The following is a 23,297-nucleotide window of genomic DNA, read 5'->3' as shown; positions in this document are numbered from 1 at the left end:
TAGCCGCAGTGGGCGTCAGCGAAGGTTGCTTCATTAGTCCTCCTGTCGAAAGGAAGCCTTATGCTTCTTTTTCAAAAAGCCTACTCGGTTGTTTTCAAAAAGCCTTATGCTATGTTGCCCAAACAACCGCTCGGTTGTTGCCTCAACATAGCACCGGTTGTTGGAGCAACATAGCATCGGTTGTTGGTCCAACACACGGGCGGTTGTTTTCAAAAACGAGCCTAAGGCTTTTCGCCATCGCATTATCGTCACAACTCGGACCTGCGCTCCTAAGAACGACTTTAATAATCCAGGTAAATGGGAAGCGTGCCTATGCTTACGCAGTTGACGCCGTTTTTCAGATCAACAGGAAACAGGCAGCCTGTTACATCGGTCACAGCCTTAACTTCAGCGGGCAGCACATACTCAACTGGATTACCCGATGTCCAAAGGACTTCCGTGCGGCCGCCATCCGGTTTTTCAAACCGGTAGACAATCAATCCTTCATCGGTCTCACGCCCAACGAACTTAGCCTTTCCGATTTTCTTAATCAGGGTCGATACGGCGAAATAACCCGGCTTGGGCGTGTAGTCGTGATGGAGAAGACCAAACATGTCTTCTTTTTCAGTGGGATCCGTGCCGACATCGCGAAAATTATAAATGATGATGCGCTCAACATTTTGCTTCGCGGTGGCGACCGTCATCACCGTAGTCAGGTAACCAGCGCCTTGCATCTCTGTGGTTATGTGGGGTATGGTGGAGACCCCCATTTCAGTCAGCCACATCGGATAGCTATCAACGTCATCGACTGCTTCATCCAGACCGCGCAGAGCGTTACCAAGATTTATGTTGAAGCATTCCTCCGTTCTGGCCAGCGAAACTCCATGCTGATAAGACGTGTATGGGTGGTCGCCCAGCGCGTCAAAAGGCAGCGGCCGGTATTTGACCAGCTCTCGGACAAACAACTCCTCGTCCTGATTCGGCGCATCTGGAAGGTATGACTGGCATGGCGAAAATCCGGATGTGATAATCGTGTCCCCCGGAGCAACCTCTCGAATGGTCGCACTTGCCTGCGACATTAATTCAGCGTAGGCAGGCGCATTGGGCTCGGGTTGCCAAAACGTTTTCAGGTTCGGCTCGTTCCAGATTTCCCAGGCGTGGACATGCTCACCATAGCGTGCAATCATGGTGCGGATGTAGTTCTGCCATGCCTCGGCTTTGGGCTGCGCTCTGTAGCGCTTGCCATCGGGCAAAGACGAATCAATGGCCGCCCATGGTGTCCCGAAGCACAAAACCGGAAGCACGCAGATGCCGTGCTTGAGCGAACGAGCCATGAGGTCATCGTAGCGTTCCGTCGTCCATTCGCCGGGCGCTTTTTCCATCTGGTGCCAGAGGAATCCCTCTCGTATCCAGCCAAGCCCGCCGCGCTTGATCAAGTCGAGCATGAGTTCCCGATCCTGATCATCCATTCCTTTAAGGTGCGCTACGGTCCCATAGCGAGACGACGGATCGGGCTCGGGGGAAACCTCGGCGGCGGCAAGGACGCCCAGCGTGCAGTGCGCCAGTTGACCATGATCGCCTTCGGCCTCCAGCTTGTAAAAGCCTTCCAAGGCTGGTGGCTCAAACGTCACCTCCAACGCATTCTTGCCTTCCAGATCCTGAGTCTTGCTCGCCAACTGGCGGCCCTGCGCATTGAGAAGATTAAACACCACCAGCCCCGTCTCCGGAGGCGGCGTTTCACCCAGATTAAAGGTGAAGGTTAACTTATTACCGGGCAGAAAGAAATTGCCCGTTTCAGAAGATGTCAGTGAGGCGGCGTGCATAGCTGTGAGGAGGAGTTGGTGACAAAGACAGAGAACAACGAATTTCATCACTACTGTATGAATTAAGGGATAGAAAAAAATAAGGTAGGAGGGGTTGAGGAATGATAGAAAGATTGAGCCATACTAATTGGAAAGCGGCAATAGTGAGGAAAAGGAAAAGTGTTTACTCAGTGCGGGCGCGCCCATTGCAATCAACTGCTTGTCCATCTCGGCACGAATTAACCGCCCAGTAATTTCCGCGGGCAGCACCCCCTTTTTCTTTGCCAGTGCAGTCGCCGTACCGGCGGCTTCTCCCAGCGTCATACAGGTTGGCATGACCCGAAAGCTCCCAGCCGCCTCGTGAGTGGCGCTGATGCAGCGTCCTGCGGCGATTAACCCGTCGAGCCCATTCGGCAGCAGAGCTTCCCATGGGATTCCGTAAACGCCCTTTCTTGAACATCGCTCGAACTGCGTGCTGCTATCCACGGGATTGTGCACATCGATGGGATAGGCGCAGAGCGTAACGCTCGACTCGGGTATCACTCCTTCGCGCACACCCACTTCGTCAAGAACGGCTCGACCGACGATTCTGCGAGACTCCCTCACCCCGATCTGTGGGCCGGTCTGCAGCAGATAAGACTTGGAAAAACCAGGCACATGCGCGCGAAAGAAATGCAGCAGCTCCTCTGCCTGACGACGACCTTCGATCTCCGCTTGCGTCGTCTCAATGGGGTTACAGGCACTGAGGCCGTTGATGCGCGTCCCATTTATGGTAATACGGGTTGGGTCGCCGGGCATGGCCCAAAACAGGGCGATGTCAGTACGAGGAATCGACCAGTTTCCCGCTTCACGGGCAATCAAAACACTTTCGGAAAAAGCATCCCCCTCGGTCGCATATTTTCCTTCGACCAAGCGATGGCCGGCTTGTTTCCACGCTTGTGGATCAAAGCCTCCGAGCTGGACGACCATGGACATTGGCTGAGTAAGTCCGTCCGATCGCCGACCGTGGGTCATCTCAGCCCCCGCCATTGCACAAGCGTCGCCGTCTCCACTGGTATCGATCATCACCTTGCAGCGCACACGCGTAGAGGCGCCCTTGCTGACAAAAGTAGCGACCCAGTCGCCGTCTTCACGAGAGACTTCGGCCAGCAATGAGTGGTAGAGGAGATTGCATCCGGCCCGAATCAGCAGTTGCTCCATCGTCCTTTTACACGACTCGGGCTCAAAAAAATCTGCCTGGGCCTGAGCGTCATAGTAATGCATCCCGCGTTCATGTTGCAGGCTGACAAACTCCCGATACACCGCCCCTGAAAGGTCCTGAGACTCATGTTTGTGATTGAGGTAACAACTCAGGCCAGCAGCCGTCCCCATCCCTCCGAGATAACCGTTTCGCTCAGCGAGAACTGTCTGACAGCCCATACGTTGAGCCGCTAAAGCAGCCCCGTAACCAGAAGGCCCCCCGCCGATAACCAAGCAGTCCGTTTCAAGGCGATGAAGTGTTGTTTGCATGCCGATAAACCAGAGCCAGCAACAACCATTGACAAGCAACACCACTGCCACATGCTCGGTTGCGTTCCACGCTTGGAACAATCTCCTTTGTGTAAAAACCTTCGCTCTCGACGTCAGAAATTGTATCTCGTTGCCTGCTTATGATGCGTGAAACGGAATCCCCCTTAGGACAAGGCATCGCAATTATCCGCTTGATGGTGCAAAGCGGCCACTCATGGGGTGTCACTGCATTGGCCCAGGAGATGGGCATGCACAAATCGTCCACGTATCGCCTGTTGCAGGTGTTAATCTCACTAGGCTTTGTGGAGAAGATTCCCGAAACTCGGCGCTATACCCTTTGTGCAGACATTTTTGATTTCATCCATGAGATTGCCTGGAATTTCGGAAGAAACTTGAGCATGGACAAACGCCTGCGCGAGGCAGCGGCGGAACTCAAGTGCAGTGTGTATTTAAACATGCTCGGCAAGCGCGACTCCTATATTATCTGCGGCGCTGGCGATGAGGGAAACACGACCCGTCTCGGCTCACACGCGCGTGCTTATGCAACGTCCGCGGGCAAGGTGTTAATTGCCCATCGTGACGAAAGCACATGGGAAAACTATGCGCCTGCCCTCGAAGATAAGTCTTCCTTGATCACGCCATACACGAACATCGACAAACAGCGCTTCTTTGCAGAGCTAAGAGAAGTGCGTAAGCGAGGCATTGCCTGGAACCATCGGGAATGCAGCGTGGCTCACGTGTCTCTGGCCACGATTGTGCATGAGCCATTCATACAACAACCGCGACTGGCTGTTGCATTCCTGATCCCCCAGGAAACCTTACGCTTGCGCGACGACCTTGAACTCGAGCACGCGTTACTTGAGTTGGCCACCGATCTGCAGCGCAAGCTCGGCTGGCATGCCAAAGCATAATTTCCGCTACAGGCGTTCGGGAGTTCTCACCGCGCAATCTAAAGGGCCTTCAACATGAGCGACAGGCCCACCTTCGACTGCTAGCTACTTTATGGAAAGGGCTTTCATCAACTCACTATTGTTGGCCGTAACTTCATCCTTGCTGAGGAACTCGACGTGCCCATCCACAAAGACGTAGTTGGAGCCACGCCCATCGTAGTAGTCATCGAGGAACATCTCCTGGCTACCTGTGCTTAACGAATGAAAGACGGTATTGGCCTCGTGCCAGACTTCTCCGTATAGAACGGCCTTTGTCGGATCCGCAATGGCAGATACATACTTACGGGTGGGATTCGTCGCCACGGCATTAATATGGACATATAAATTAAGCCCATAGCTACATGGCGTACTCACTACCGCCTGAGTCCGCACAATCTCATCGGCGGGACTATGAAAAACACTTTGTTCTTCATAGCCCCGTGGAGATGAGTCGCCTAAATAGTCCAAAAGCTGAACAGCCCAGCGACTACGGTCCCCTTCTTCATTCCTAAAGACCAGTGGCAACTGCCCATCATGGTCCGAAACATAGCATAATGTAGCCGACGTTAACTGCCTCATATTCGAAGCACTGGCCGATATATGCGCCCGCTCTCGGATCCCACTGAGGACTGATATGCAAATCGCAGCCAAGATACCCACTATCGTAATGCAAACCAGAAGCTCGACCAAGCTGAACGCTTTCAGCCGCTTTTGCCTAAAGGAGTACTGCGTAGTCATACTGAAACAGGGATGGGGGTGGGGTTAATTTCATCAGGAGGTATATATTATTGGCGTGAATGACGAACACGTCGTTTCACCAGCACCAAGCCCAGTATAGCAATTCCAAAACCAATGCTGGCCATTTCCGGTTCCGGGATACTGGAGATCTGGATGGCGTTCAGGTAGCCCTTATCCTCAGTTAAAGTAGTGCCCGTGACAAAGAGGACGAGGTAAGGGTTCTCTTCAGTCAGGGTGATGGTCAACTTGGCGTAATTAGAACCTTCGACCCAGGAGCTGACAATCGTATTTGTCGAGGTCGCCTGCGGCGTCGACTCCAGATAAGGAGTAGCATCGATATTTGCTGTGGTATCCGTACTGATAGCCCAAAAACCCATCGCCGCGCCATCAGAGGCGGAAAGGTTTGTGTTAGCGCCAACAACGTAAATTTCGTAGTCTCCTGCGCTCAATCCGCTGATCAGCACACCGGTCATTTTCGTGTAAAAGTTGCCATCTTTACCGACCGAAGTGTCGCTAAAAACCCCGGTGTTTAATTGGCTTCCCAGCGCGAACGAGTTTGGGGCTCCGGCAAAGGTCAAAGTGTATTCGTTGAGAAAGGAGGAGCGTCCAACGTTGATGCCAACGCCATCAGCGGAGGCGCCATCTCCCCATAGAACTCCAGAGGTCACGTCAGTGCTTTCAACATGGTTCCAACTTGTGCCCGTGTATTCGCTGTTCTCCGTGTGATAAGGACTGTTGGTCAAATCAGCACCGGTCACTGTCGTTGGACCGAAGTCGATCATCAGCGTATTGGCATTAGCTGTAGCTGAGGCGGTCAGCAGGAGTAATCCAAAGTAAATTGGAGAGTATTTACGGGATAGGCTATTCATAGATGGGATGATTTAGGGTTGGTTTAAGTCCGAACAAAGTAAGGCTCGGTGCGTTTAACCTTTTGCTGGGAATTAGTGAGCGCAAATTTTTTCAGCAGCGGCACATCAACGGCGTTCCACGGAAGGAACACAGGTGTCCCTCTCGATGGGTGCGTTATTGATCCAGATCGTCTGTGACACACAGAATACTCCCCTATGAATAATCCCAGACTTGCATTCTTTATCGCGCTTTTGCTTTCGCTCACTCCCGTGTTTTCGGCCGAGACCCAAACGACCAAAATACTCGGCATAGGCAATAGCTTTACCCTCAATGCGTTTCGGTATCTCAAAGACATCTGTGATTCTGCCGACAGTGTAAACGTCGATGTCTGCTCAGCAACTATCTCAGGCTGCTCATTGGAGCGCCACGTTCAGCACGCCAAAGAGCAGGAAGCAGATCCGCAGACCGGAAAGGCCTACGTCTACAGAGCAAACTGGCGTATAGTCGGTAAAGAAATGTCGCTGAAGGAGATTTTACTGGCTGAAGATTGGGACATCATCTCGATCCAACAAGTCAGTATTTTGAGCTATAAATCCGAGAGCTATGACCCCTATGGAGAGGAACTCATCGCCTATTGCCATCAGTACTGTCCCAACGCAGAAATCGTCGTCCACGAAACTTGGTCGCATAGCGTGAACAGCCCGCGCGCCAAGTCATTGATCAATCCCGACGAGATGTACGATAAGTTGCATGCCGCCTATCAGGATTTGGCTAAGAAAAACAATTTGCGCTTAATCCCTTCGGGTACGGCTTTTCAAAACGCACGCGCTACCGAGATGTGGGATCTCGCGCCAATTAACTTCGACCCCAAAAACCACGGGCTTACCTACCCCGAGGACAAAGACAAGTTGCCCGGTATGAGTAAGTCGCTCAACAAGGATTTTTTCTGGAAGAAAACCGATGAGGGATGGGTAGTGACTTGGGACGGCTTCCATGCCAACACCGCAGGCGAGTACTTGGCCGGGCTGGTCTGGTTCCAGATGGTCACGGGTCGGCCCGCCACTGAGGTTACGTTCAAGCCTGATTCACTCTCTACAGAGCAAGCAGAGTCGCTACGTCAGGTCGCCAAACAGTCCGTTGAGTCATTAAACCTTGCCTCCTACTCGGGCCCCAGGCCGTTACCCTTAACCAGTGGTCATTAAGATTCTGAGCTCTGTCGCTGCGACAGACGCGATGAAAGAAGAGGCGCTCTTTTCCGGGGAGCGCACTCTTTTTTAAAGACCTGTCTTATGACTCACTCACCTGAATATTCCTGAGTCTCTCCCTGCATGGCATTCAACCTTTCAAAGATAGATAATACCCTCCGATGATAATGTTTAAAACTCTAATCGCGTCTGCGGCGCTCGCCCTGCTGAATACCTCATTGCTATCGGGTTTCTCGAGCGACTTTCGCGAAATTTCACCGCCGGGTAATCGTATCGCATCCTATGATTTCGAGTCTGCGTCACTCGCTGAAATAACGACTGAGTCCGCAGAGGCTGGCTGGGTGCGCTTTTCAAAGAAGGCAGATGAATCCGTAGACGGCACTCAAGCACTCGTAGTTGAATGCGAGGGAGCACCGAATTCTTGGAATGTTTTTTTCAAGACCGCTCCGGGCCTGCTCAAGGCCAATACACACTATCGCATACGCCTTGGATACAAGACATTAAAGCCATGGAATGAGGGAAGCTATGCCTATCTTTATATTCGCGCAGAAGAGCAGGAGTCACGCTGGCGACCTGCCCCCAGCCTGATGGGCGAACCCGGTAAGCCCTCAGAACTGGTGTATGATTTCTTGACGGGCGATGAAGACAGTTGCTGCCTTTCGCTGGGAATTCGCAATCAGGGAGAGATCGCGATTGATAACTTCATTATTGAGGAGCTGCCCATGTTGCCAATAACGAAACCACAATACGGCGAAGAGCCGGAATCATGGCGCAACTCCATAGGAGTCTGCGCACACCTCGATTGGCTGCATTTTTACCAAACCGAGGATGAAGTCTTGGCCGCCTTGGATCGGATTGAGCAGCTAGGGGCCGGTTGGGTGCGCCTGAACTTCCCTTGGGATTGGTTTTTCCCAAAAAGCCCTGACCAAGTAAACGCCGCTGCGTTGCAACGCGCTAACTTCATCGTCAATGAAGCCCAAAAACGGAAGATTCAACTCTTGGTGATCCTGATCGCGCCTCCCGCTTGGGCTTCTTCATCAGAAGATCCAGAGCAGGCCTGGCGCTATGCCGCACGAAATCTTTCGGATTACGAAAACTATGTTAGCTTCGTAGCCCAGGCATTTAAAGGACGGATCACCCACTGGGAAATCAACAATGAGACTAATTGGAGTCAATTCTGGCGATCTCCTTACGACCAGTATCTGGTTGAATTACATGCGGCCTCGCGCATCTTGCGGGATGTCGATCCGAACAATGTCATTTTATGCGCGGGGCTAACGGACGCTGGCCTGCAAGGACTTCCCAAAAGTCGCCCCGAAGCTCTCCGCAAACTACTCGAACCGGAAAACTCTGCCGCCTACGATATATTCTCGCTTCATCTCTATCCCGGCCAGCCGGTCGAGTCTGTCTACATGGTGAACTCCGTTCTTGCGACGATGCGGGAAATGAATGCGGTTAAGCCGATATGGATAACAGAAACTGGTTATTCTGCTTTTGAAAACCGGACTCTTGAAGACCAGGCCGCATTCACTGCGGAAGAAATTCCCCTTTTGGTTTCACATCCTGCTGTCGGAGCGGTCTTCCTCTATAACGCACGCGTCAAGGACTTCGAACCCGCTGCCTATGAGCAGGGCTTTGGTCTGCTCAATCATGACCTCACCCCACGACCTGTTTACCTGAAACTTCAGGAGCTTTTTCAAGGGCCATTGCCAACGGCGACCTCTGCTTTGCTTCCTGATTCGATCCCGTAGAGACAGAAACGTCGTCTAACATCTTTAGGGCTGTTTTAATTTATGCCCTTCGACTTAATCGAGCCATCCGAAGCCTTAACTCAGCTTAACTTTTTGGACCAGATGAGGCTGGACCTACAACCTCCCCCAATAATCAGCTTGCTGCCTTTATTGTAGGTGGAGCCACCTGTCGGGATCGAACCGACGACCTGATGATTACAAATCAACTGCTCTACCAGCTGAGCTAAGGTGGCAAACGGGACTAATATCCCGTAAAAGAGAAACTGGTTTAGCGATGCCCAGCGAAGGGGCAAGCGCTTTTTTCACCAATCTACTTCAGCACGTTTTCTGTTTCGGGATCAAACAAGTGCGCTTTTTCGAGATCGAGCGAAACTTTGACCTCTTGTCCGAAGTCAAACTTGTGCTCAGAATGCACCTTGGCAATGAAGCTGTGGGCGCCGGTATCAAAGTAAAGATAGGTTTCGGCTCCCATCGGCTCGGAGACCTCGACCTTCGCGGTCAGGCAGCGCGATTCGTCCAAATGAGTCACCGTGACCGCGTCTGCAATGTCTTCGGGGCGGATGCCAAGCACGATTGGCTTGCCTTGATAGCTTTGCGCAAGGCGGGCCAAGCGATCATCGAACGTAATGCGAATGGGGGCGCCGACCTCGTTTTTCTCCACAAAGACCAGCTTACCTCCCTCAGAGACCACCTGCCCATGGAAGAAGTTCATGGGCGGACTGCCGATAAACCCAGCCGTGAACATATTCTCCGGATGGTTGTAGATATTCAATGGCTCGTCGACCTGCATGATGTTGCCATCCTTCATCACACAAATGCGGTCGCCCATGGTCATCGCCTCCGTCTGATCGTGCGTCACATAGATCATCGTGGCGTTGAGGCGGGCATGGAGCTTCGAAATCTCCGTGCGCATCGACACGCGCATCTTGGCGTCCAAGTTTGAGAGTGGTTCGTCAAAGAGGAACACCTTGGGCTTGCGGACAATCGCCCGGCCCACGGCAACGCGCTGACGCTGACCGCCGGAAAGCTGCTTGGGCTTGCGGTCGAGCATCGACTCCAAACCAAGAATATCCGCTGCATCATCGACACGCTTTTTGATTTCGTCGCGCGGGAACTTGAGCAATTTCAGGCCAAAGGCCATGTTGTCAAAAACCGTCATGTGCGGGTAAAGAGCGTAGTTCTGGAACACCATGGCGATGTCCCGGTCCTTCGGCTGCACATCGTTCACTACGCGGTCACCGATTGAGATCGTGCCGTCGGTGATGTCTTCCAAACCAGCGATCATCCGCAGGCTGGTCGATTTGCCACAACCGGATGGTCCGACGAAAACCATAAACTCGCGGTCACGGATTTCCAGGTTAATGCCCTTTACGGCACGGAAGGTCGTACGCTTATCGTCGCGATATTCTTTGACCAGGTCTTTTAAGGTAACTTCTGCCATGGTATTATCCTTTCACCGCGCCAGCGGAGAGTCCTTTCACAAACAGTTTCATCGAAAATAAGAAGAGAATCAAGAGCGGCACGGAGGAGATCGCGAAACCCGCCATCAGCTGCCCGTATTGCTTCACGTATTCGCCGTCGAGACGGTAGAGCCCAACCGGAATCGTCAACAGCTCGTTGTCGCGCAAAAGCAACAAAGGCAGGATGACGTTGTTCCAGGACGCCAGAAAATCCATGATGCAGGTCACCGAAATAATCGACGCCGAAAGCGGCAGCACAATGTTCCAGATCTGCTGGAGGTGCCCCGCCCCATCAAGCTGAGCGGACTCGAAAAGCTCTTTGGGGATGTCTTCAATAAAGTTTCGCAAAATGAAGACCCCGGTCACCTGGCCTCCAACGGCCGCCATCACCACCAGCGCCCATAGGCTGTTGATCAGGTTTAAATTACGCAGCAAGTCAAACAACGTCACCAACGCCGCCACCGTTCCAGGCAAGAACATCGTCGCCATTACCAGGTAGAAAATCAGATTCTTCCCCGGAAAATTATAACGCGCGATCGCATAGCTGGCGCAGAGTACTATAAAGAGTGTGATCGTCGTGCCACTGACAGAGACGAAAATCGAGTTGGCGATGTAACCGCTGACCGAGTTCCACGCGATTTGCCAATTATCCCATTTCCAAGTCGAAGGATGGTCGAAGAACCAGGGATTGGCCAAGTATTGTTCGTTGCTCTTGAAGCTGACCACAATCATCACGAAGAGTGGCACAAACGCAAAGAACAACACGAACAGCAGGTAGCTGATCTTGACTGCTTCGCCAATTTTGCTGTTTTGTTGGGACATAACTATTTATCCACCTTTACGTATTTCTGATAAACGATCGTGAGGAGCAGGATGATCACGAACAACACCATGCCCAGAGCGCAGGCGTAGCCAAAACGCCCTTCCGAGAATGCGGAGCTGAACATGTAAAGCCCGGGCACCATACCCTTGTTGCCAGGTCCGCCCTCCGGCCCCAGCAAGATCAGGAACGTCTCGTACTGCACGAGCGTGCCAATCGTCATGAAGATCAAATTAATGCGCACCTGCGTCATGATGAGCGGCAATTCGATGCGGAAAATCATCCCCAACGGGCCAACTCCATCGAGCTCAGCCGCTTCGTAAACATCCTTCGAAATGTTTTGCAGACCAGACAGGTAAATCAGCACGCCTACGGTGCCCACCCAGGGGAACCCCCAGAAAAGCAAGGCCGGGATGACCAAATCCTTATTACCCAACCAAGCGGGCGTACCCATCTCAAACTGATCAATCGGCTCAGTCCAGATCGCGCCAAAGAGAATGAACAAACAACCGACACCAAGCACGCCAAGCGATATCCAATTTAACAAGGGGCGACCTGTAAAATAATCAAGTTTGGCGCGCACGACTTCAAAGACTGCAATCGCCGCAACCATCGCAACGGGCAGACGCCAAAGTTCATTCCAGAACACCACCGTGCCGGCCAACATCAAGAATGGCCATGCGATCCAGCTGCTGCCCATGCGCTTGGCCAGCACAACCATCCAGCCCACGAGTATGCAGAATGGTATCAGCATGAGCGCCGCCGAACTAAACAACCCAATGGCGCCGCAAATCGGTAATATAAAGCTCCCGGCAATGAGCGCCCCATAGTCCGTCCAACGGGAGGCGTTGCGTTCCTGGCGACCACCAAAAGCCATGATGAAAGCACCAAGCACAAGGACGCCCCCGATGCCGCCAAAGACCGGATCGATAAACCCATTTATGACCGGAGCCAAGGCGCCAGCAGCCTTGGGCATTGCCTGGTCCATCCAGGCAAGGAGGTCCATCCCCCCCGTGGCGTTAAGAAATCGATTCAACAAACCAAAATCCGGGTCGTAGAAGCTTTTCCAGATCAGCAGCCAAACCATCGCCGGGATGATCATGGGCACCACGAAACACACTTGGAATATGTAACGCAGCTTGTCGTTAAGCAGCCGGTGGAGCGCAATGGCCGCCAAAATGCCGGGCCAGAGCTTGAGCAAGTTTGCGGTTAGGAGAATCCCAACCAACTTAAAGGAAGCCCAGAATTGTGGATCGGAAAACGCCTCTTGGAAGTTGCGCAGGCCAATGAACTCCTGCACCACTGGAGGCTTCCAGCGAAAGAAAGACATGAAGACCACATCGATCTTTGGATAATAGCTGAAAACCAACAGCGACAACGCAGTCGGTAGGCAAAGCGTGTAAAGCGCCAGGTAAAGTTTACCTTTCGGAAACAGTCCTTTATTTGTTGCTTTGGGGGAAGTGGCCACTGGTCAGATGATTATAAGTTATTCCACGCTGGGATAAGGTTCGCCCGGATGAAGGCGCTTCCACATGATGTCAAGGTATACCCCTTCGTCATCCGAAACACTCTGGTAAAAAAGCGCACGAAAACGCTTTGCGACCTGAGGATTGTCTTCTGTGGCCTGCATGAATTCTTCTACTGATAAATTACGATCCAACGCCCGAGTGCGGTCGCGGGCGTCCCGCTTGTCATGATACCAATATCCAGGCGTGCCCTGATGAGGCCGCTTCAGGTAAGCCATCATGTTTTGGGCGAAAGTTTCGTATTCAAGCTCGCCGGTCAGCACCAGCTTGAACTGCCCCATCCACTCCGTGCGGATTGCGGAACGCGCACCAGCAGGGGAGAAGGTTTCGTCCCCCGGATACCCCTCAACGATGGGCTCAAAATCAATCATGGACGGAACCGTGTCCGCGCCGACAGCCGCAGGCAGCCAGATGGCGCGACGATTAAACTCTTCATTGATCGGCTGGGATGAAATGAACTGCAGGAAGTCGAGCGACCAGTCAAAATTATGCGACTGCTTATTGACGGAAAGTGGCACGCCCCCCTTAAAGTTTGCCTCCGATGGTTGGTATTTCAACAAGTCGCCCCAGCGCTCATCCGGAGCGGGCATTGGAGTCGGAGTGATTTTGACCTCAAATCGCCTATCGGGATTTTCGCTTTCTTGCGCTCCCTTGAAGACACCAGCGGCATCCCAACTACCCGAAGAGAAAATCGCAGCTTCGCCCGAGACAAAGCGACGCTGGGTCTGCTCACGATCAAGCCCCAGATATCCAGCCGGGTAGAAGCTAGTCAAGACTTTCGCTAATTCCACAAAGGCAGTCATCGGCTCGGCTTCAAAGGACCAAGCGCCACGCGAGAGCCCATCCATGGCTTCCAAACCGCTGATCGTCGCCTTACCGTCTTGCTCCAGTTCATTGACAAAGAGTTGCAGAAAACTCGCCTGATAGCGGAACACCGGATCCCCAGCGACATAATTGCCCACCGACATCGGAGTCAAATATTCCGCGCCTTCGGCCTTGGCCATCTGCTGGACGCCATAGCACAAGAGTATCAACTGACCGAGCGTCTGGGGAACTTCTCCCTCATTGGCCAACCATTTGCGCAGGCGCTCATTATCTGGCAAATAGCCAGCATCGTGACCATCCTCAGTGCGCAGCCAACAATTCTGGAGCCACTTTGGCTGGGGGTCTTGGGCCAGCGCTTGGCGAATAAACGCCTTCCCTTCATTAACGAGGGTGATGTTGTAAAATAGACGCATACCACCCAAGTTGCTGATCGGCACCGAAAAATAATCGTTCAGCTCCTGCTTATAGCCTCCCTCCATGCCATCGAGAAACGTGTCCTTCCAGGCCGCCGTCGCCAGGTATTCACGCAACTCAGGGTCCAGGTCCGAGGAGGTGTATTCCTTGCCATTGTAGGGATTGGGCTCGGTCACATAGGGTCCCATTGAGGCGTAAAACCGTGCAATGGAGTTGCCCTGAATCATACTGGAAAAACCAGCGGCGGCAATGTCAGGCGCTGTTCCACTGATCAGGTGGACATTCATGAACTGCGTGTAAACGCGTGTCGGCATGGGCATTTGCACCACGGTGATGCCTGCCTCCTTTACGTGAGGCAGGTTATTGTATTGGGTCATGGCCCAATCAAGGGCTTCACGATAACCAGGCTCCAACTGCCAATGCGCGATGCGGACTACTTTGCTCTCCTCGCCTTCCTTGTTGCGCATGCTGAACAGGAAAAAGCGACCCGCACTGAAAATGTAGGCGATTAACAGAACGCCCAAGGCGACCCAGTTCCAATTAAAACCTTTGTTCTCCGAATCTGAATTACTCATGCTACCAAGTCTTTAATTCGGGTGGGGTGATTCCACTTTCCGGGTGTTCGTTTACGTAGGCGCGCACGTGGTCACGCGAGACTGTGCCATAGGGACTACGTGGGTAATCTTCCACCACCTTGGTCCACAACCGCACCGCTTCTTCCTGCTGCCCCAGTTGATTGGCCCATTTGGACATTTGCCAAAGGTAAAAGTGCGCCTGTGATTCGTTTGCAAATCCGATTACTTCCGCGTGCTGATAACACTCTAGCGCGGCGGCAATGTCTTCATAATAATTTGCATAAAGATCACCGAGATACTGGTAGGAAAGGCTGGCCCATGGTGAATCGGGGTCCTGCTTAATACGCTGTTTCAGCAGTTCGACCCCCTTATCGATCGCCTCCGGATTCAACTGCTGAACGTAGGTCTGTGCAAGGCGGAGCGTGGCCTGATAGCCCAGCTCTCCAGTCGGATATTGCTTGGCGACTTCCTGATAAAAACCACGCGCTTTTTCCAAATCAATCGAATCACCCGTGTAGTCATCGACTTCGTAAATACGCCCCAACGACAGCCGAACGCGGGCCTTCCAATCCTCCGGGATGTCGGCCGCCAACAACTCGTTAAACAGCTCAACGGCTTGATCGATTGTCTCCTTGCGGGGGGGGGGACGATGCCAACTGGAAATTGCGTAGGCATACGTCGCATCGAGCCAATTTTTATCCTTAGGAGATAAATTTGGCTGGTATTTCGAGAGCTGCTTGTAGGCCTCGTTGAAATCGAACATCTCTAATGCCTCGATGCCTTTAGAATAAGCATCGCTTGAGTCACTGGACGAGCCGCCGGGCGCATCACAGCCGCCTACCAGCAAGGCGCAAGCAGCAATCAGGGTCACGATTACAGGCTTACAGCAGAATAATATCCTGTTATAAGGGGGATTCATCAAAGGGGGGAAAAATGAACAATGAGTGAAAAGGAACAACCAATGTCCACCTAAAAATAGCGTTCTTTTAAGAATAACTTGTTATGATTCAATCGTTTTATTTTTCTGCAACTCGGTAGTCGTTGCAGGCTCCTCATTCAGGTCGTAGCATTCGGACGCGAATCCAAGTCTAAAGATTTGCATATCAATGCCATGCCCTTGGAACCGCATCTGAGAGAACGGAATCCATCCGTATAACTAGCACCTCCCCCACGGACTCTGCAGCCCAAATTCAATTTTACTTGTAAATAAAATCGGGACAAGGTTGGCAAGCGCGCCGACTTCTGCTTACTGATCTACTAATGGCATATTCCCCATCTGAAAATCGTTACGATTCCACCCCCAACTCCTGGTTCCGCCGCTGCGGAAACTCTGGCCTCACCTTGCCCGCAGTCAGCCTGGGCGCCTGGCATAATTTCGGCGCGCCCGGCACAGATTCGCTCAAGAGCGGCGATGAAGCCAGCATTCACGCCAATTGCCAGCAAATGCTGTTTACCGCATTCGACCTCGGCATCACCCATTTTGATCTGGCGAACAACTACGGCCCTCCCCCCGGCTCAGCCGAAGAACGCTGCGGCCAAATTATCAAGCAGGATTTCGCGGGCTACCGTGACGAGTTGATCATCTCGTCCAAGGCTGGCTACCGAATGTGGAACGGCCCCTATGGTGACGGCGGCTCCCGCAAATACATCATCAGTTCATGTGACCAATCGCTGGCCCGGCTGCAGTTGGACTACGTCGACATTTTCTATCACCACCGTCCGGATAGTGAAACGCCACTGGAGGAAACCCTTGCCGCGCTTGATTTCCTCGTGCAAAGCGGCCGCGCGCTCTACACCGGCTTCTCAAACTACTACGGCCCGGCGCACGCGCGAAAGGTTGTGGAACTGTGCCACCGCCATGGTTGGACCGTCCCCATTATTCATCAGTTCAGCTACAGCATGCTCAACAGCGAAGGGCGCGATGAATTACTTAAGACCAACGGCGAGGACGGCGTTGGCACAATGATTTTCAGTCCACTCGCTGGAGGGTTGCTGAGCGGGAAATACCTCAACGACATTCCCAGCGATTCCCGCGCAGGCAGCGAAAGCGCCTTTCTCAGCGCTGACCGCATCACGCCGGAACTGCAGGCTAAGCTACGAGCGCTGAACGAAATTGCGGCCGCACGCGGTCAGACACTCGCCCAACTCGCACTAGCGTGGGTGCTGCGCCACGATGAAACCACCAGTGTTTTGATCGGCGCCAGCCGCCCCAAACAGGTGGAAGACTGCGCCAAGGCGCTCGACGCCGGCCCCATTTCCGAAGCAGAGTTGGACGAAATTGAGAGCGTGCTGAACTAAGCGCGCCTTCTCGCTCCATTAGATTTCACCGAGCCAACAATTCTTTTGGCTAACCAATGCGCCAACTCGGACATCAAACGAATTTTGAACTCGCGCCACCGGGGTTTCTGCATGCTAACTTACCCGCATGTCGACTCCCCCGCGATTCAAAGAACTGATTCCTTTAAACGACAATTGGCAATTCCGCAGCGCCAAAGAAAACAAGTGGCTCGACGCTGTCGTGCCTGGTTGCGTGCATACCGATTTGCGGCGGCACGATTTAATTCCTGATCCGTTCTACGGCAGCAACGAGCTGGACTTAGTTTGGATTGAGCAAACTGACTGGCATTACCGCACAACGGTGTCGCTCGGCAAGAACACACTCAACCAGGAGTGCATTGAACTGGTCGCCGAGGGGCTCGACACGTTTGCCACCATCAAAATCAATGGTGAAATCGTCGGCAACACGGATAACATGTTCGTCGGCTACCGCTTTGACGTGAAGGCACTGCTAAAAGCAGGCAAAAATGAAATTGAAGTGATGTTGGGCAGCCCGTGGGACGCCATCCGCGCCCGCGCACCGGAGCCAGTGCGCTGCATTGGCGACCGCATAGGCGGACGCACTGAAATTCGCAAGCAGCAGTGTTCCTTCGGTTGGGACTGGGGTCCGCGCCTAGGCACAAGCGGCATCTGGCGCCCGATCCGCCTGGAAGCCTGGTCCGGGAACCGCATTGAAGATTACTTTGTATCGCAGAGCCACTCTCCCGGGCAATGCGTGCTCGATGTCGATGTCAACGCCGCCAAACGCGGCAAAGCTTTCCAAGTTGCTGTTCGCCTGAGTTATCAGGGCGAGGAAATCACGCAAAGCTCCGATATCCTTGGCGAAACAGTCCAAGTCATTGTGACCAAGCCTGAGCTCTGGCAACCCAACGGCCATGGCGAACAGCCACTCTACGACCTCACCGTAGAACTCTGGCAAAAGGGCGAACTCATTGACCAGCGCACGCAAAAAATCGCACTCTGCGAAATCAAGCTAGTTCAGGAAGCCGACGAATGGGGCGAGAGCTTCAAATTCGTCGTCAATGGCAAGGAGATCTTCGGCAAGGGCGCCAACTGGATTCCAGCCCACAGCTTTGTGAACGAAGGCGAAGCGCTGTTCGACGACTTGCTCGACTCCGCAGTCGACGCCCACATGAACATGATTCGCGTCTGGGGCGGCGGCGTCTACGAGCTGGAGTCCTTTTATGAAGCCTGCTTGAAGCGTGGGTTGATGGTCTGGCAGGACTTCATGTTTGCCTGCACCCCCTACCCCGGCGATCCCGCATTCTGCAAGCAGGTGCGCGCCGAGGCTGAGTATCAGGTTCGCCGCCTCCGCAACTACGCCAACATTGCCCTCTGGTGCGGCAACAACGAGATCGTCCAGCTTCACCGCGACACCTTGCTTTCCGACAAAAAAGAGGCGCGCGCCTACACCAAGATCTTTCTCGAAATACTGCCCAAGGCCTTGGAGAAGTTTCTCCCCGGCGCAGACTATATTCACACATCCGAGATCAACCCCCACGACGTTTTCGGCAACACCACCAATCAGGATTCCGGCGACGCGCACTTCTGGGGCGTCTGGCATGACCGTCAGCATTTCTCAGCCTACGAAGAGCAACAACACCGCTTTTTCAGTGAGTTCGGCATGCAGGCGTTCCCACATATGGAAACGGCAGCCACCTTCACCAAGAGCCAAAACATCTTCAGCCCGGAGATGAACAACCATCAGAAAAACGGCGGCGGAAACCAGATCATTTTCCACTACATTGCCGAGCTTTATCGCTTCCCGAAAGATTATCAGGCGACGGTTTATCTGTCGCAAATAATGCAGGCGTTCACCCTGCGCTACGGCATCGAGCACATGCGCCGCAATTCGCCGCGCACCATGGGCGCCGTCTACTGGCAGCTCAACGATTGCTGGCCCGTCGCATCGTGGTCGAGCATTGACTTCGGCGGACGCTGGAAAGCATTGCACTACGCAGCCAAGCGCTTCTTCGCGCCTGCACTGGTTTCGGTGAAATGGCTTGGCAGGGAGAAAGTCCACGGCAGCACCAACTACGTCGTCGAGCACGTCGATGCGGTCGAAATTTACACGGTATTCGATGGCCCTCAAGCAAGCTCCGGAGAACTCACTTGGCAGGTCTGGTCCGTCAGTCAAAACAAGGTGATTTTGGAAGAAACCAAGCCGGTTAAATTAAACTACGGTAAAGCGGTCCGCCGCAAGAAGCTGGACTTGAGCAGTGAAATTGCCGAACACGGTTTCGAGGACTTGATAATCCGTACGCGCCTCACCGCCGAAGGTTATGCTGACAGCGTCAACACCACCTGCTTGACGGGTCCCAAACGCTTGGATTTTGACGCCCCGAAAATCAAAACCAAAGTCCAGAAGTCCACGGATGGCGCATATGAGATCACACTCAGCAGCGACCGGATTGCCTATCAGGTCTACCTCAACCTCACAAACGCCATCCCACACCGCCTGAGCGATAACTTCTTCGACCTCTTCCCTGGCGAGACCAAGACGGTGACGTTGCGCCCACTCCAGCCGATGAATATCGGCGAGGTGCGCCAAGCGCTCACCACCTACTCTTACCGCGACAGCTTCGTTGATTAATTGCATGGAAACCTCACCTACGATTCGACTCGGCATCATTGGAATGGGCGGCATGGGCAACAACCATGCCCGCAACATCCTCGACGGCAAAACGCAGGGCATACAACTAGTCGCGGCGGCGGACAGCGATCAGACTCGACTAGACGCCCTCGGTGACGACGTGCAGAAATTCACCGATCCACTGGCCATGATGGACTCCGGGGCGATTGACTCGGTCCTCATCGCCACGCCGCATTTCAGCCACACACCCCTGGGCATCGCCGCCTTGGAGCACAACCTGCACGTCCTCGTTGAAAAGCCGATCTCCGTCCACAAGGCGGATTGCGAGAAGCTCATCAGCGCCTACACCAACCCTGACCTCGTGTTCGGCGCCGTATTCAACCAACGCTGCATCCCGTATTTTCGCAAACTGCGTGAGCTAATCCAAAGCGGTCAACTGGGCGAAATTCATCGCGTAAACTGGACCATCACTGACTGGTACCGGACCGACGCCTACTACAAAGCGGGCAGTTGGCGCGCTACTTGGAAAGGCGAAGGCGGCGGCGTGCTGCTCAACCAATGCCCACACAACCTGGACCTGCTTCAGTGGCTCTTTGGCATGCCGAGCAAGATCACCGCAAATTGCCAGTTTGGCCGACACCACGACATCGAAGTCGAGGACGCGGTGACTGCAATGCTCGAATTTCCCAACGGCGCAACGGGGGTCTTCATCACCAGCACTGGCGAAGCGCCCGGCGTCAATCGCTTGGAGGTTGCTGCGGATTTCGGGCGTGTTGTTTTGGAGAATGGGTCTTTCAAATACCACCGCAACGAAGTGGCCTCGCCGATCCATTGCCGGACCTCTTCTCATGGATTCGAAAAGCCTGAGACGTGGGACATCACAATCCCGACCGGAGCCTACACCTACGGCCACGTCGAGATATTGAGTAATTTCGCTGCGGCAATTCTTCAGGGCGAACCACTCGTCGCCCCCGCAGTCGAAGGCATTCACTCGGTCGAGCTCGCCAACGCGATGCTCTACTCAACGTTTCAAAAACAAGCAGTCACGCTCCCGCTCGACGGCCAAGCCTACGAAGCAGAACTCGTTTCACGCTACTGACCAGAAACACGCGACGCCGCGCAAACCAAGATCTACTCTGACTCCAATGTCACGACACAGCTGTCGGACATTTTCAGGATGCGGGTGCCATTAATTTTCTGCGGCACGTCGCGGGGGACTTCGACGCCATCCAGCTTCGTCGAGTTGCTGACGGCGCGCGGAACCGTAATGAACCAAAAGCCTTCCTGCTTCAGGATTTTAACGTGTACGCGAGACACCGTTTTGATGAAGTAAAAGACGTCTTTGGCGATAGAGCCTTCGCGCCCCAGCACATCGCCATGATGCGCCAAGTAGGTCTTACCTTCGACGGTGACTTTCAAGCCGGGTTCAATCGTGGTGGAATCGGATGAGTGTTCTGACATGTTCGAATAGCTATTGGGAAAGTGGACGATTCAGATCATTGATTGGGACTAGCGCAACGCGAAAGCCAACCGAGCTGTCTTCATAATCCGGGGGAAAGCTCCAACGACGGCTCACGCGCAGTTCGTGCCCGGCATCTAGGAAACTGGCGCCTCGAACCACCTTTTCCTCGCCGGTCGCTGGCCCCGAGTAATCAACTTCATTGCCCCCTGGCAATGGCGCATACCAATCCAAAACCCACTCTGCAACATTCCCAACAGTGTCATAGATATCGAACTCATTGGGCAGCAAAAGTCCGACATCATGCGGCTGGCCCCCGGCATTTTCGTCGCTCCAACCATAGTCCCCATGCGTTCGGCGACCGTAGAACCCGTTGATTCCACCCAGAGACGCAAATTCAAACTGAGCCTGCGTGGGCAAAGAAAAGGTGTATCCCTCCGGGATCAAATCGGCGTATTTCTCATTGAACTTTTGGCAAAATGCCATCGCATCATTCCAGCTAACGTTCTGCACCGGTAGTTTGCCGCCCTTGAAATAGCTCGGGTTTTCTCCCATTACTAACTCATACTCGCGCTGGGTCACCTCGTGCTGACAAAACCAGAAGCCCTGCGAAAAGGTGACTAATGTGTTCAAATTCACTTCGTAGTCAGGATTGTGCCGAGGCGAGCCAATCATGAACTCGAAAGGCGGCGCCCAGCGAAAAATCATGCCCGATCCCGGCAAGGCAAAATCATGCCCGGGCTCCGGACTCATCGTCTGCGAGCCGGAAACTCGATTGGGTACGCCGCGGGACGGTTGAACGTCCTGGGGGCCATTTTCGCCATAGGCGTCCGCCCCGAAGTCGGGCCGCGAGGCATATCCCGCACCTGAAGTCGCGCCACGCGGACCGCGATAACCGTCCCCGCGTTGCGATGGCGGTCCCGACTGCCCATCTCCAGACCCGCTAAATTGCTTCGAAATCATGGGGGTCGAGTTGGCCTCAATCGTGGCCTTCATACTGCCATGCAAAAAGGCAAAATAGGCGACAGCGCCTCCGGCCACCACACTGCCGATAACCAGCAGTGCAACCACCAAACCCGAAAGATGCGAACCGGATGAGCCGACATTCAGCGTCTGGGTATTGGCCGTCTGGGCAGCCTCCTGCACAGTGGGTGCCGCAGTGGAAGGCTGATTAGGCGGCCGACCAGTCACGACCACCGGTCCACTGCTTTCGCGGACAGTGGGGTCGAGTGGGCGGCTAGGATCAATCGAATACATCGGCACAGGTAATGGCGTGCCGCCATCCGTTAGAACGTCACCTGTCAGGCAAAGACGCGTCACCACCTCAGCTGCAGAAGCAGGGCGGTCAGCTGCGTCTTTGGACAGACACGCTGCGATGGTCTCTTCCCACGTGTCGGGGATAGCCAATCCCTGAATGCCCAGCTCGGCGCGTCGCGCCGCAATGCTTGGTGGAATCGACTCGCGAACCTGCAAGCTAACATCGCCCGTGTGGAAAACCGGCTTACCCGTCAGCAAATCATACAACGTAGCGCCCAGTGCATAGATATCGTGCGTCACACAAGGGCGCTGCCCCAGCAATTGCTGTGGGCCCATGTAAAGCATCGTGCCGCGCAAGCCCATCGTGCCCGTCAACCGGGTATGCGCGTCGCTCAAGCTGGCCGAGATGCCGAAATCGGCAATTTTCAGCCGGTTCTTGTGGTCAATCATCAGGTTCGCTGGCTTCAGGTCGCGGTGGACAATCTCGGCGTGCGTGTGCGCGTAGTGCAGAGCCGAGCAAAGCTCCAACGTCCAACTCGCAATTTCATCGACTTCGAAATAATGACCTTCCCGGGTGTCGCGCAGGCTGGACAGGTTATTGCCTTCCACATATTCCATCGCAATCGCCGCGCGGTCCTCCGAAGAAAAGAACCCATAAACCCGAATGATGTTCGGGTGCGCCAACTCCATACCACGGCGGGTTTCCTTTTTCAGATCCTTAATCGCCGTAGAGTCAAAGAGTAGGTTCTCCGTGAGGAACTTAAGCGCGATATCCTTCTCCAACTCAATGTCATGAGCCAGCCACACCACCCCCATGCCGCCGCGCCCGAGCAGGCGTTTCAGGCGGTATCTCTCAAAGACCAACAGTCCGTTGGTAAGTTTGGCCGTTATACTCATTCAACCATTAACGTCTCTTTAATACTCAATCTCCTCTTTGCAGTAAGTAAAACCCGAAAGAGCGATTAAGTATCGTTCATTATACGTTAGACCTTAGCATGCAGGGTAATATTCCCATAATGACCAAAGTTTATTCTGCTCTACACCAAAAAACCCATGGCTTAAGGAATGCCTCTCACCAAGCTAACGGCCGTACAGCCCCTATTGAACTCATGGATTTCAACGGCGCTAAAAGCGCCAACCTGTCCCATCAAATTCGGCAATCTTTTAGGAAAACGGCGATGAGCGAATAACAAGAGCACTTTTCATCTAGATTGGCCGATCAGGCCGCAGTGATTTTTCGTGTCCAGCAAGGCGGCTTGAGCGTCGCAG

The 23,297-nt window shown here is 53.6% G+C and carries 17 protein-coding genes, 1 tRNA gene and 1 pseudogene; 6 read left to right on the top strand and 13 right to left on the bottom strand.

Annotated elements, in window-relative coordinates:
* Positions 1-281: 281 nt before the first annotated feature.
* Together RBB63_RS02905 and RBB63_RS02900 are read right to left on the bottom strand one after the other, a co-directional pair.
* Positions 282-1,802, bottom strand: coding sequence for a GH39 family glycosyl hydrolase (locus tag RBB63_RS02905; protein ID WP_309380931.1), 1,521 nt, complete (start codon positions 1,800-1,802; stop codon positions 282-284).
* 123 nt (positions 1,803-1,925) lie between these two features.
* Positions 1,926-3,290, bottom strand: coding sequence for an FAD-dependent oxidoreductase (locus RBB63_RS02900; RefSeq protein ID WP_309380929.1), 1,365 nt, complete (start codon positions 3,288-3,290; stop codon positions 1,926-1,928).
* A gap of 140 nt (positions 3,291-3,430) precedes the next feature.
* Here RBB63_RS02900 and RBB63_RS02895 point away from each other — a divergent pair, with 140 nt between their 5' ends.
* Positions 3,431-4,201: an IclR family transcriptional regulator gene (locus RBB63_RS02895; RefSeq protein ID WP_309380927.1), complete on the top strand. Its 771-nt coding sequence runs from the start codon at positions 3,431-3,433 to the stop codon at positions 4,199-4,201.
* Between the two features lie 84 nt (positions 4,202-4,285).
* On the opposite strand, the gene RBB63_RS02890 is transcribed toward RBB63_RS02895, so the two are convergent.
* The 3 genes and pseudogenes from RBB63_RS02890 to RBB63_RS02885 all read right to left on the bottom strand — a co-directional run bounded on the left by RBB63_RS02890 (position 4,286) and on the right by RBB63_RS02885 (position 5,826).
* Positions 4,286-4,543 carry an H-X9-DG-CTERM domain-containing protein gene (locus RBB63_RS02890; protein WP_309380925.1) on the bottom strand — a complete coding sequence of 86 codons (258 nt, stop codon included), beginning with the start codon at positions 4,541-4,543 and terminating at the stop codon, positions 4,286-4,288.
* A 318-nt stretch (positions 4,544-4,861) separates the two neighbouring features.
* Positions 4,862-4,957: pseudogene (locus tag RBB63_RS23635) on the bottom strand (prepilin-type N-terminal cleavage/methylation domain-containing protein); the annotation flags it as partial.
* 47 nt (positions 4,958-5,004) lie between these two features.
* Entirely contained in the window at positions 5,005-5,826 is an 822-nt protein-coding gene (locus tag RBB63_RS02885) for a hypothetical protein (protein WP_309380923.1), read from the bottom strand.
* Between the two features lie 195 nt (positions 5,827-6,021).
* Here RBB63_RS02885 and RBB63_RS02880 point away from each other — a divergent pair, with 195 nt between their 5' ends.
* Positions 6,022-7,008 (top strand): DUF4886 domain-containing protein, encoded by a 987-nt coding sequence (locus RBB63_RS02880; protein ID WP_309380921.1) that lies wholly within the window; start codon positions 6,022-6,024, stop codon positions 7,006-7,008.
* 170 nt (positions 7,009-7,178) lie between these two features.
* Positions 7,179-8,762 carry a cellulase family glycosylhydrolase gene (locus RBB63_RS02875; RefSeq protein ID WP_309380920.1) on the top strand — a complete coding sequence of 528 codons (1,584 nt, stop codon included), beginning with the start codon at positions 7,179-7,181 and terminating at the stop codon, positions 8,760-8,762.
* 157 nt (positions 8,763-8,919) lie between these two features.
* Here the strand turns inward: RBB63_RS02875 and RBB63_RS02870 are convergent.
* The 6 genes from RBB63_RS02870 to RBB63_RS02845 form a co-directional block, all read right to left on the bottom strand.
* A tRNA-Thr gene (locus RBB63_RS02870) sits at positions 8,920-8,995 on the bottom strand.
* A 77-nt stretch (positions 8,996-9,072) separates the two neighbouring features.
* The gene (locus RBB63_RS02865) at positions 9,073-10,203 is read right to left on the bottom strand and encodes an ABC transporter ATP-binding protein (RefSeq protein ID WP_309380918.1); all 1,131 of its coding nucleotides are present in this window, start codon (positions 10,201-10,203) and stop codon (positions 9,073-9,075) included.
* 4 nt (positions 10,204-10,207) lie between these two features.
* Positions 10,208-11,044 (bottom strand): carbohydrate ABC transporter permease, encoded by an 837-nt coding sequence (locus RBB63_RS02860; RefSeq protein WP_309380915.1) that lies wholly within the window; start codon positions 11,042-11,044, stop codon positions 10,208-10,210.
* 2 nt (positions 11,045-11,046) lie between these two features.
* Positions 11,047-12,510 carry a carbohydrate ABC transporter permease gene (locus RBB63_RS02855; protein WP_309380913.1) on the bottom strand — a complete coding sequence of 488 codons (1,464 nt, stop codon included), beginning with the start codon at positions 12,508-12,510 and terminating at the stop codon, positions 11,047-11,049.
* Between the two features lie 18 nt (positions 12,511-12,528).
* The gene (locus RBB63_RS02850) at positions 12,529-14,382 is read right to left on the bottom strand and encodes an extracellular solute-binding protein (RefSeq protein WP_309380911.1); all 1,854 of its coding nucleotides are present in this window, start codon (positions 14,380-14,382) and stop codon (positions 12,529-12,531) included.
* A 1-nt stretch (position 14,383) separates the two neighbouring features.
* Positions 14,384-15,253, bottom strand: a complete 870-nt coding sequence (locus RBB63_RS02845; protein WP_309380910.1) for a tetratricopeptide repeat protein — start codon at positions 15,251-15,253, stop codon at positions 14,384-14,386.
* Positions 15,254-15,642: 389 nt separating this feature from the next.
* On the opposite strand from RBB63_RS02845, the gene RBB63_RS02840 reads away from it, so the two are divergent.
* The 3 genes from RBB63_RS02840 (at position 15,643) to RBB63_RS02830 (ending at position 20,411) form a co-directional block, all read left to right on the top strand.
* Positions 15,643-16,680 carry an aldo/keto reductase gene (locus RBB63_RS02840; RefSeq protein WP_309380908.1) on the top strand — a complete coding sequence of 346 codons (1,038 nt, stop codon included), beginning with the start codon at positions 15,643-15,645 and terminating at the stop codon, positions 16,678-16,680.
* Positions 16,681-16,807: 127 nt separating this feature from the next.
* Complete coding sequence (locus tag RBB63_RS02835; protein ID WP_309380906.1) at positions 16,808-19,312, top strand: beta-mannosidase; 2,505 nt, start codon at positions 16,808-16,810, stop codon at positions 19,310-19,312.
* Between the two features lie 4 nt (positions 19,313-19,316).
* Positions 19,317-20,411 carry a Gfo/Idh/MocA family protein gene (locus tag RBB63_RS02830; RefSeq protein ID WP_309380901.1) on the top strand — a complete coding sequence of 365 codons (1,095 nt, stop codon included), beginning with the start codon at positions 19,317-19,319 and terminating at the stop codon, positions 20,409-20,411.
* Positions 20,412-20,443: 32 nt separating this feature from the next.
* On the opposite strand, the gene RBB63_RS02825 is transcribed toward RBB63_RS02830, so the two are convergent.
* The gene (locus tag RBB63_RS02825) at positions 20,444-20,773 is read right to left on the bottom strand and encodes an FHA domain-containing protein (RefSeq protein WP_309380899.1); all 330 of its coding nucleotides are present in this window, start codon (positions 20,771-20,773) and stop codon (positions 20,444-20,446) included.
* A 10-nt stretch (positions 20,774-20,783) separates the two neighbouring features.
* The gene (locus RBB63_RS02820) at positions 20,784-22,925 is read right to left on the bottom strand and encodes a bifunctional serine/threonine-protein kinase/formylglycine-generating enzyme family protein (RefSeq protein WP_309380897.1); all 2,142 of its coding nucleotides are present in this window, start codon (positions 22,923-22,925) and stop codon (positions 20,784-20,786) included.
* Between the last annotated feature and the right edge of the window lie 372 nt (positions 22,926-23,297).

The sequence above is a fragment of the Cerasicoccus frondis genome, assembly GCA_031296915.1.
GTDB lineage: Bacteria > Verrucomicrobiota > Verrucomicrobiia > Opitutales > Cerasicoccaceae > Cerasicoccus > Cerasicoccus frondis.
Note: the sequence above shows the minus strand (reverse complement) of the source record. Positions and strands in the feature narration are given on the sequence as shown.

Coding starts and splice junctions, on each gene's coding strand:
- RBB63_RS02850 (WP_309380911.1), bottom strand. CDS start 14,382: ATGAGTAATTCAGATTCGGAGAACAAAGGTTTTAATTGGAACTGGGTC.
- RBB63_RS02905 (WP_309380931.1), bottom strand. CDS start 1,802: ATGCACGCCGCCTCACTGACATCTTCTGAAACGGGCAATTTCTTTCTG.
- RBB63_RS02900 (WP_309380929.1), bottom strand. CDS start 3,290: ATGCAAACAACACTTCATCGCCTTGAAACGGACTGCTTGGTTATCGGC.
- RBB63_RS02880 (WP_309380921.1), top strand. CDS start 6,022: ATGAATAATCCCAGACTTGCATTCTTTATCGCGCTTTTGCTTTCGCTC.
- RBB63_RS02835 (WP_309380906.1), top strand. CDS start 16,808: ATGTCGACTCCCCCGCGATTCAAAGAACTGATTCCTTTAAACGACAAT.
- RBB63_RS02840 (WP_309380908.1), top strand. CDS start 15,643: ATGGCATATTCCCCATCTGAAAATCGTTACGATTCCACCCCCAACTCC.
- RBB63_RS02820 (WP_309380897.1), bottom strand. CDS start 22,925: ATGAGTATAACGGCCAAACTTACCAACGGACTGTTGGTCTTTGAGAGA.
- RBB63_RS02885 (WP_309380923.1), bottom strand. CDS start 5,826: ATGAATAGCCTATCCCGTAAATACTCTCCAATTTACTTTGGATTACTC.
- RBB63_RS02895 (WP_309380927.1), top strand. CDS start 3,431: ATGATGCGTGAAACGGAATCCCCCTTAGGACAAGGCATCGCAATTATC.
- RBB63_RS02825 (WP_309380899.1), bottom strand. CDS start 20,773: ATGTCAGAACACTCATCCGATTCCACCACGATTGAACCCGGCTTGAAA.
- RBB63_RS02830 (WP_309380901.1), top strand. CDS start 19,317: ATGGAAACCTCACCTACGATTCGACTCGGCATCATTGGAATGGGCGGC.
- RBB63_RS02875 (WP_309380920.1), top strand. CDS start 7,179: ATGTTTAAAACTCTAATCGCGTCTGCGGCGCTCGCCCTGCTGAATACC.
- RBB63_RS02865 (WP_309380918.1), bottom strand. CDS start 10,203: ATGGCAGAAGTTACCTTAAAAGACCTGGTCAAAGAATATCGCGACGAT.
- RBB63_RS02860 (WP_309380915.1), bottom strand. CDS start 11,044: ATGTCCCAACAAAACAGCAAAATTGGCGAAGCAGTCAAGATCAGCTAC.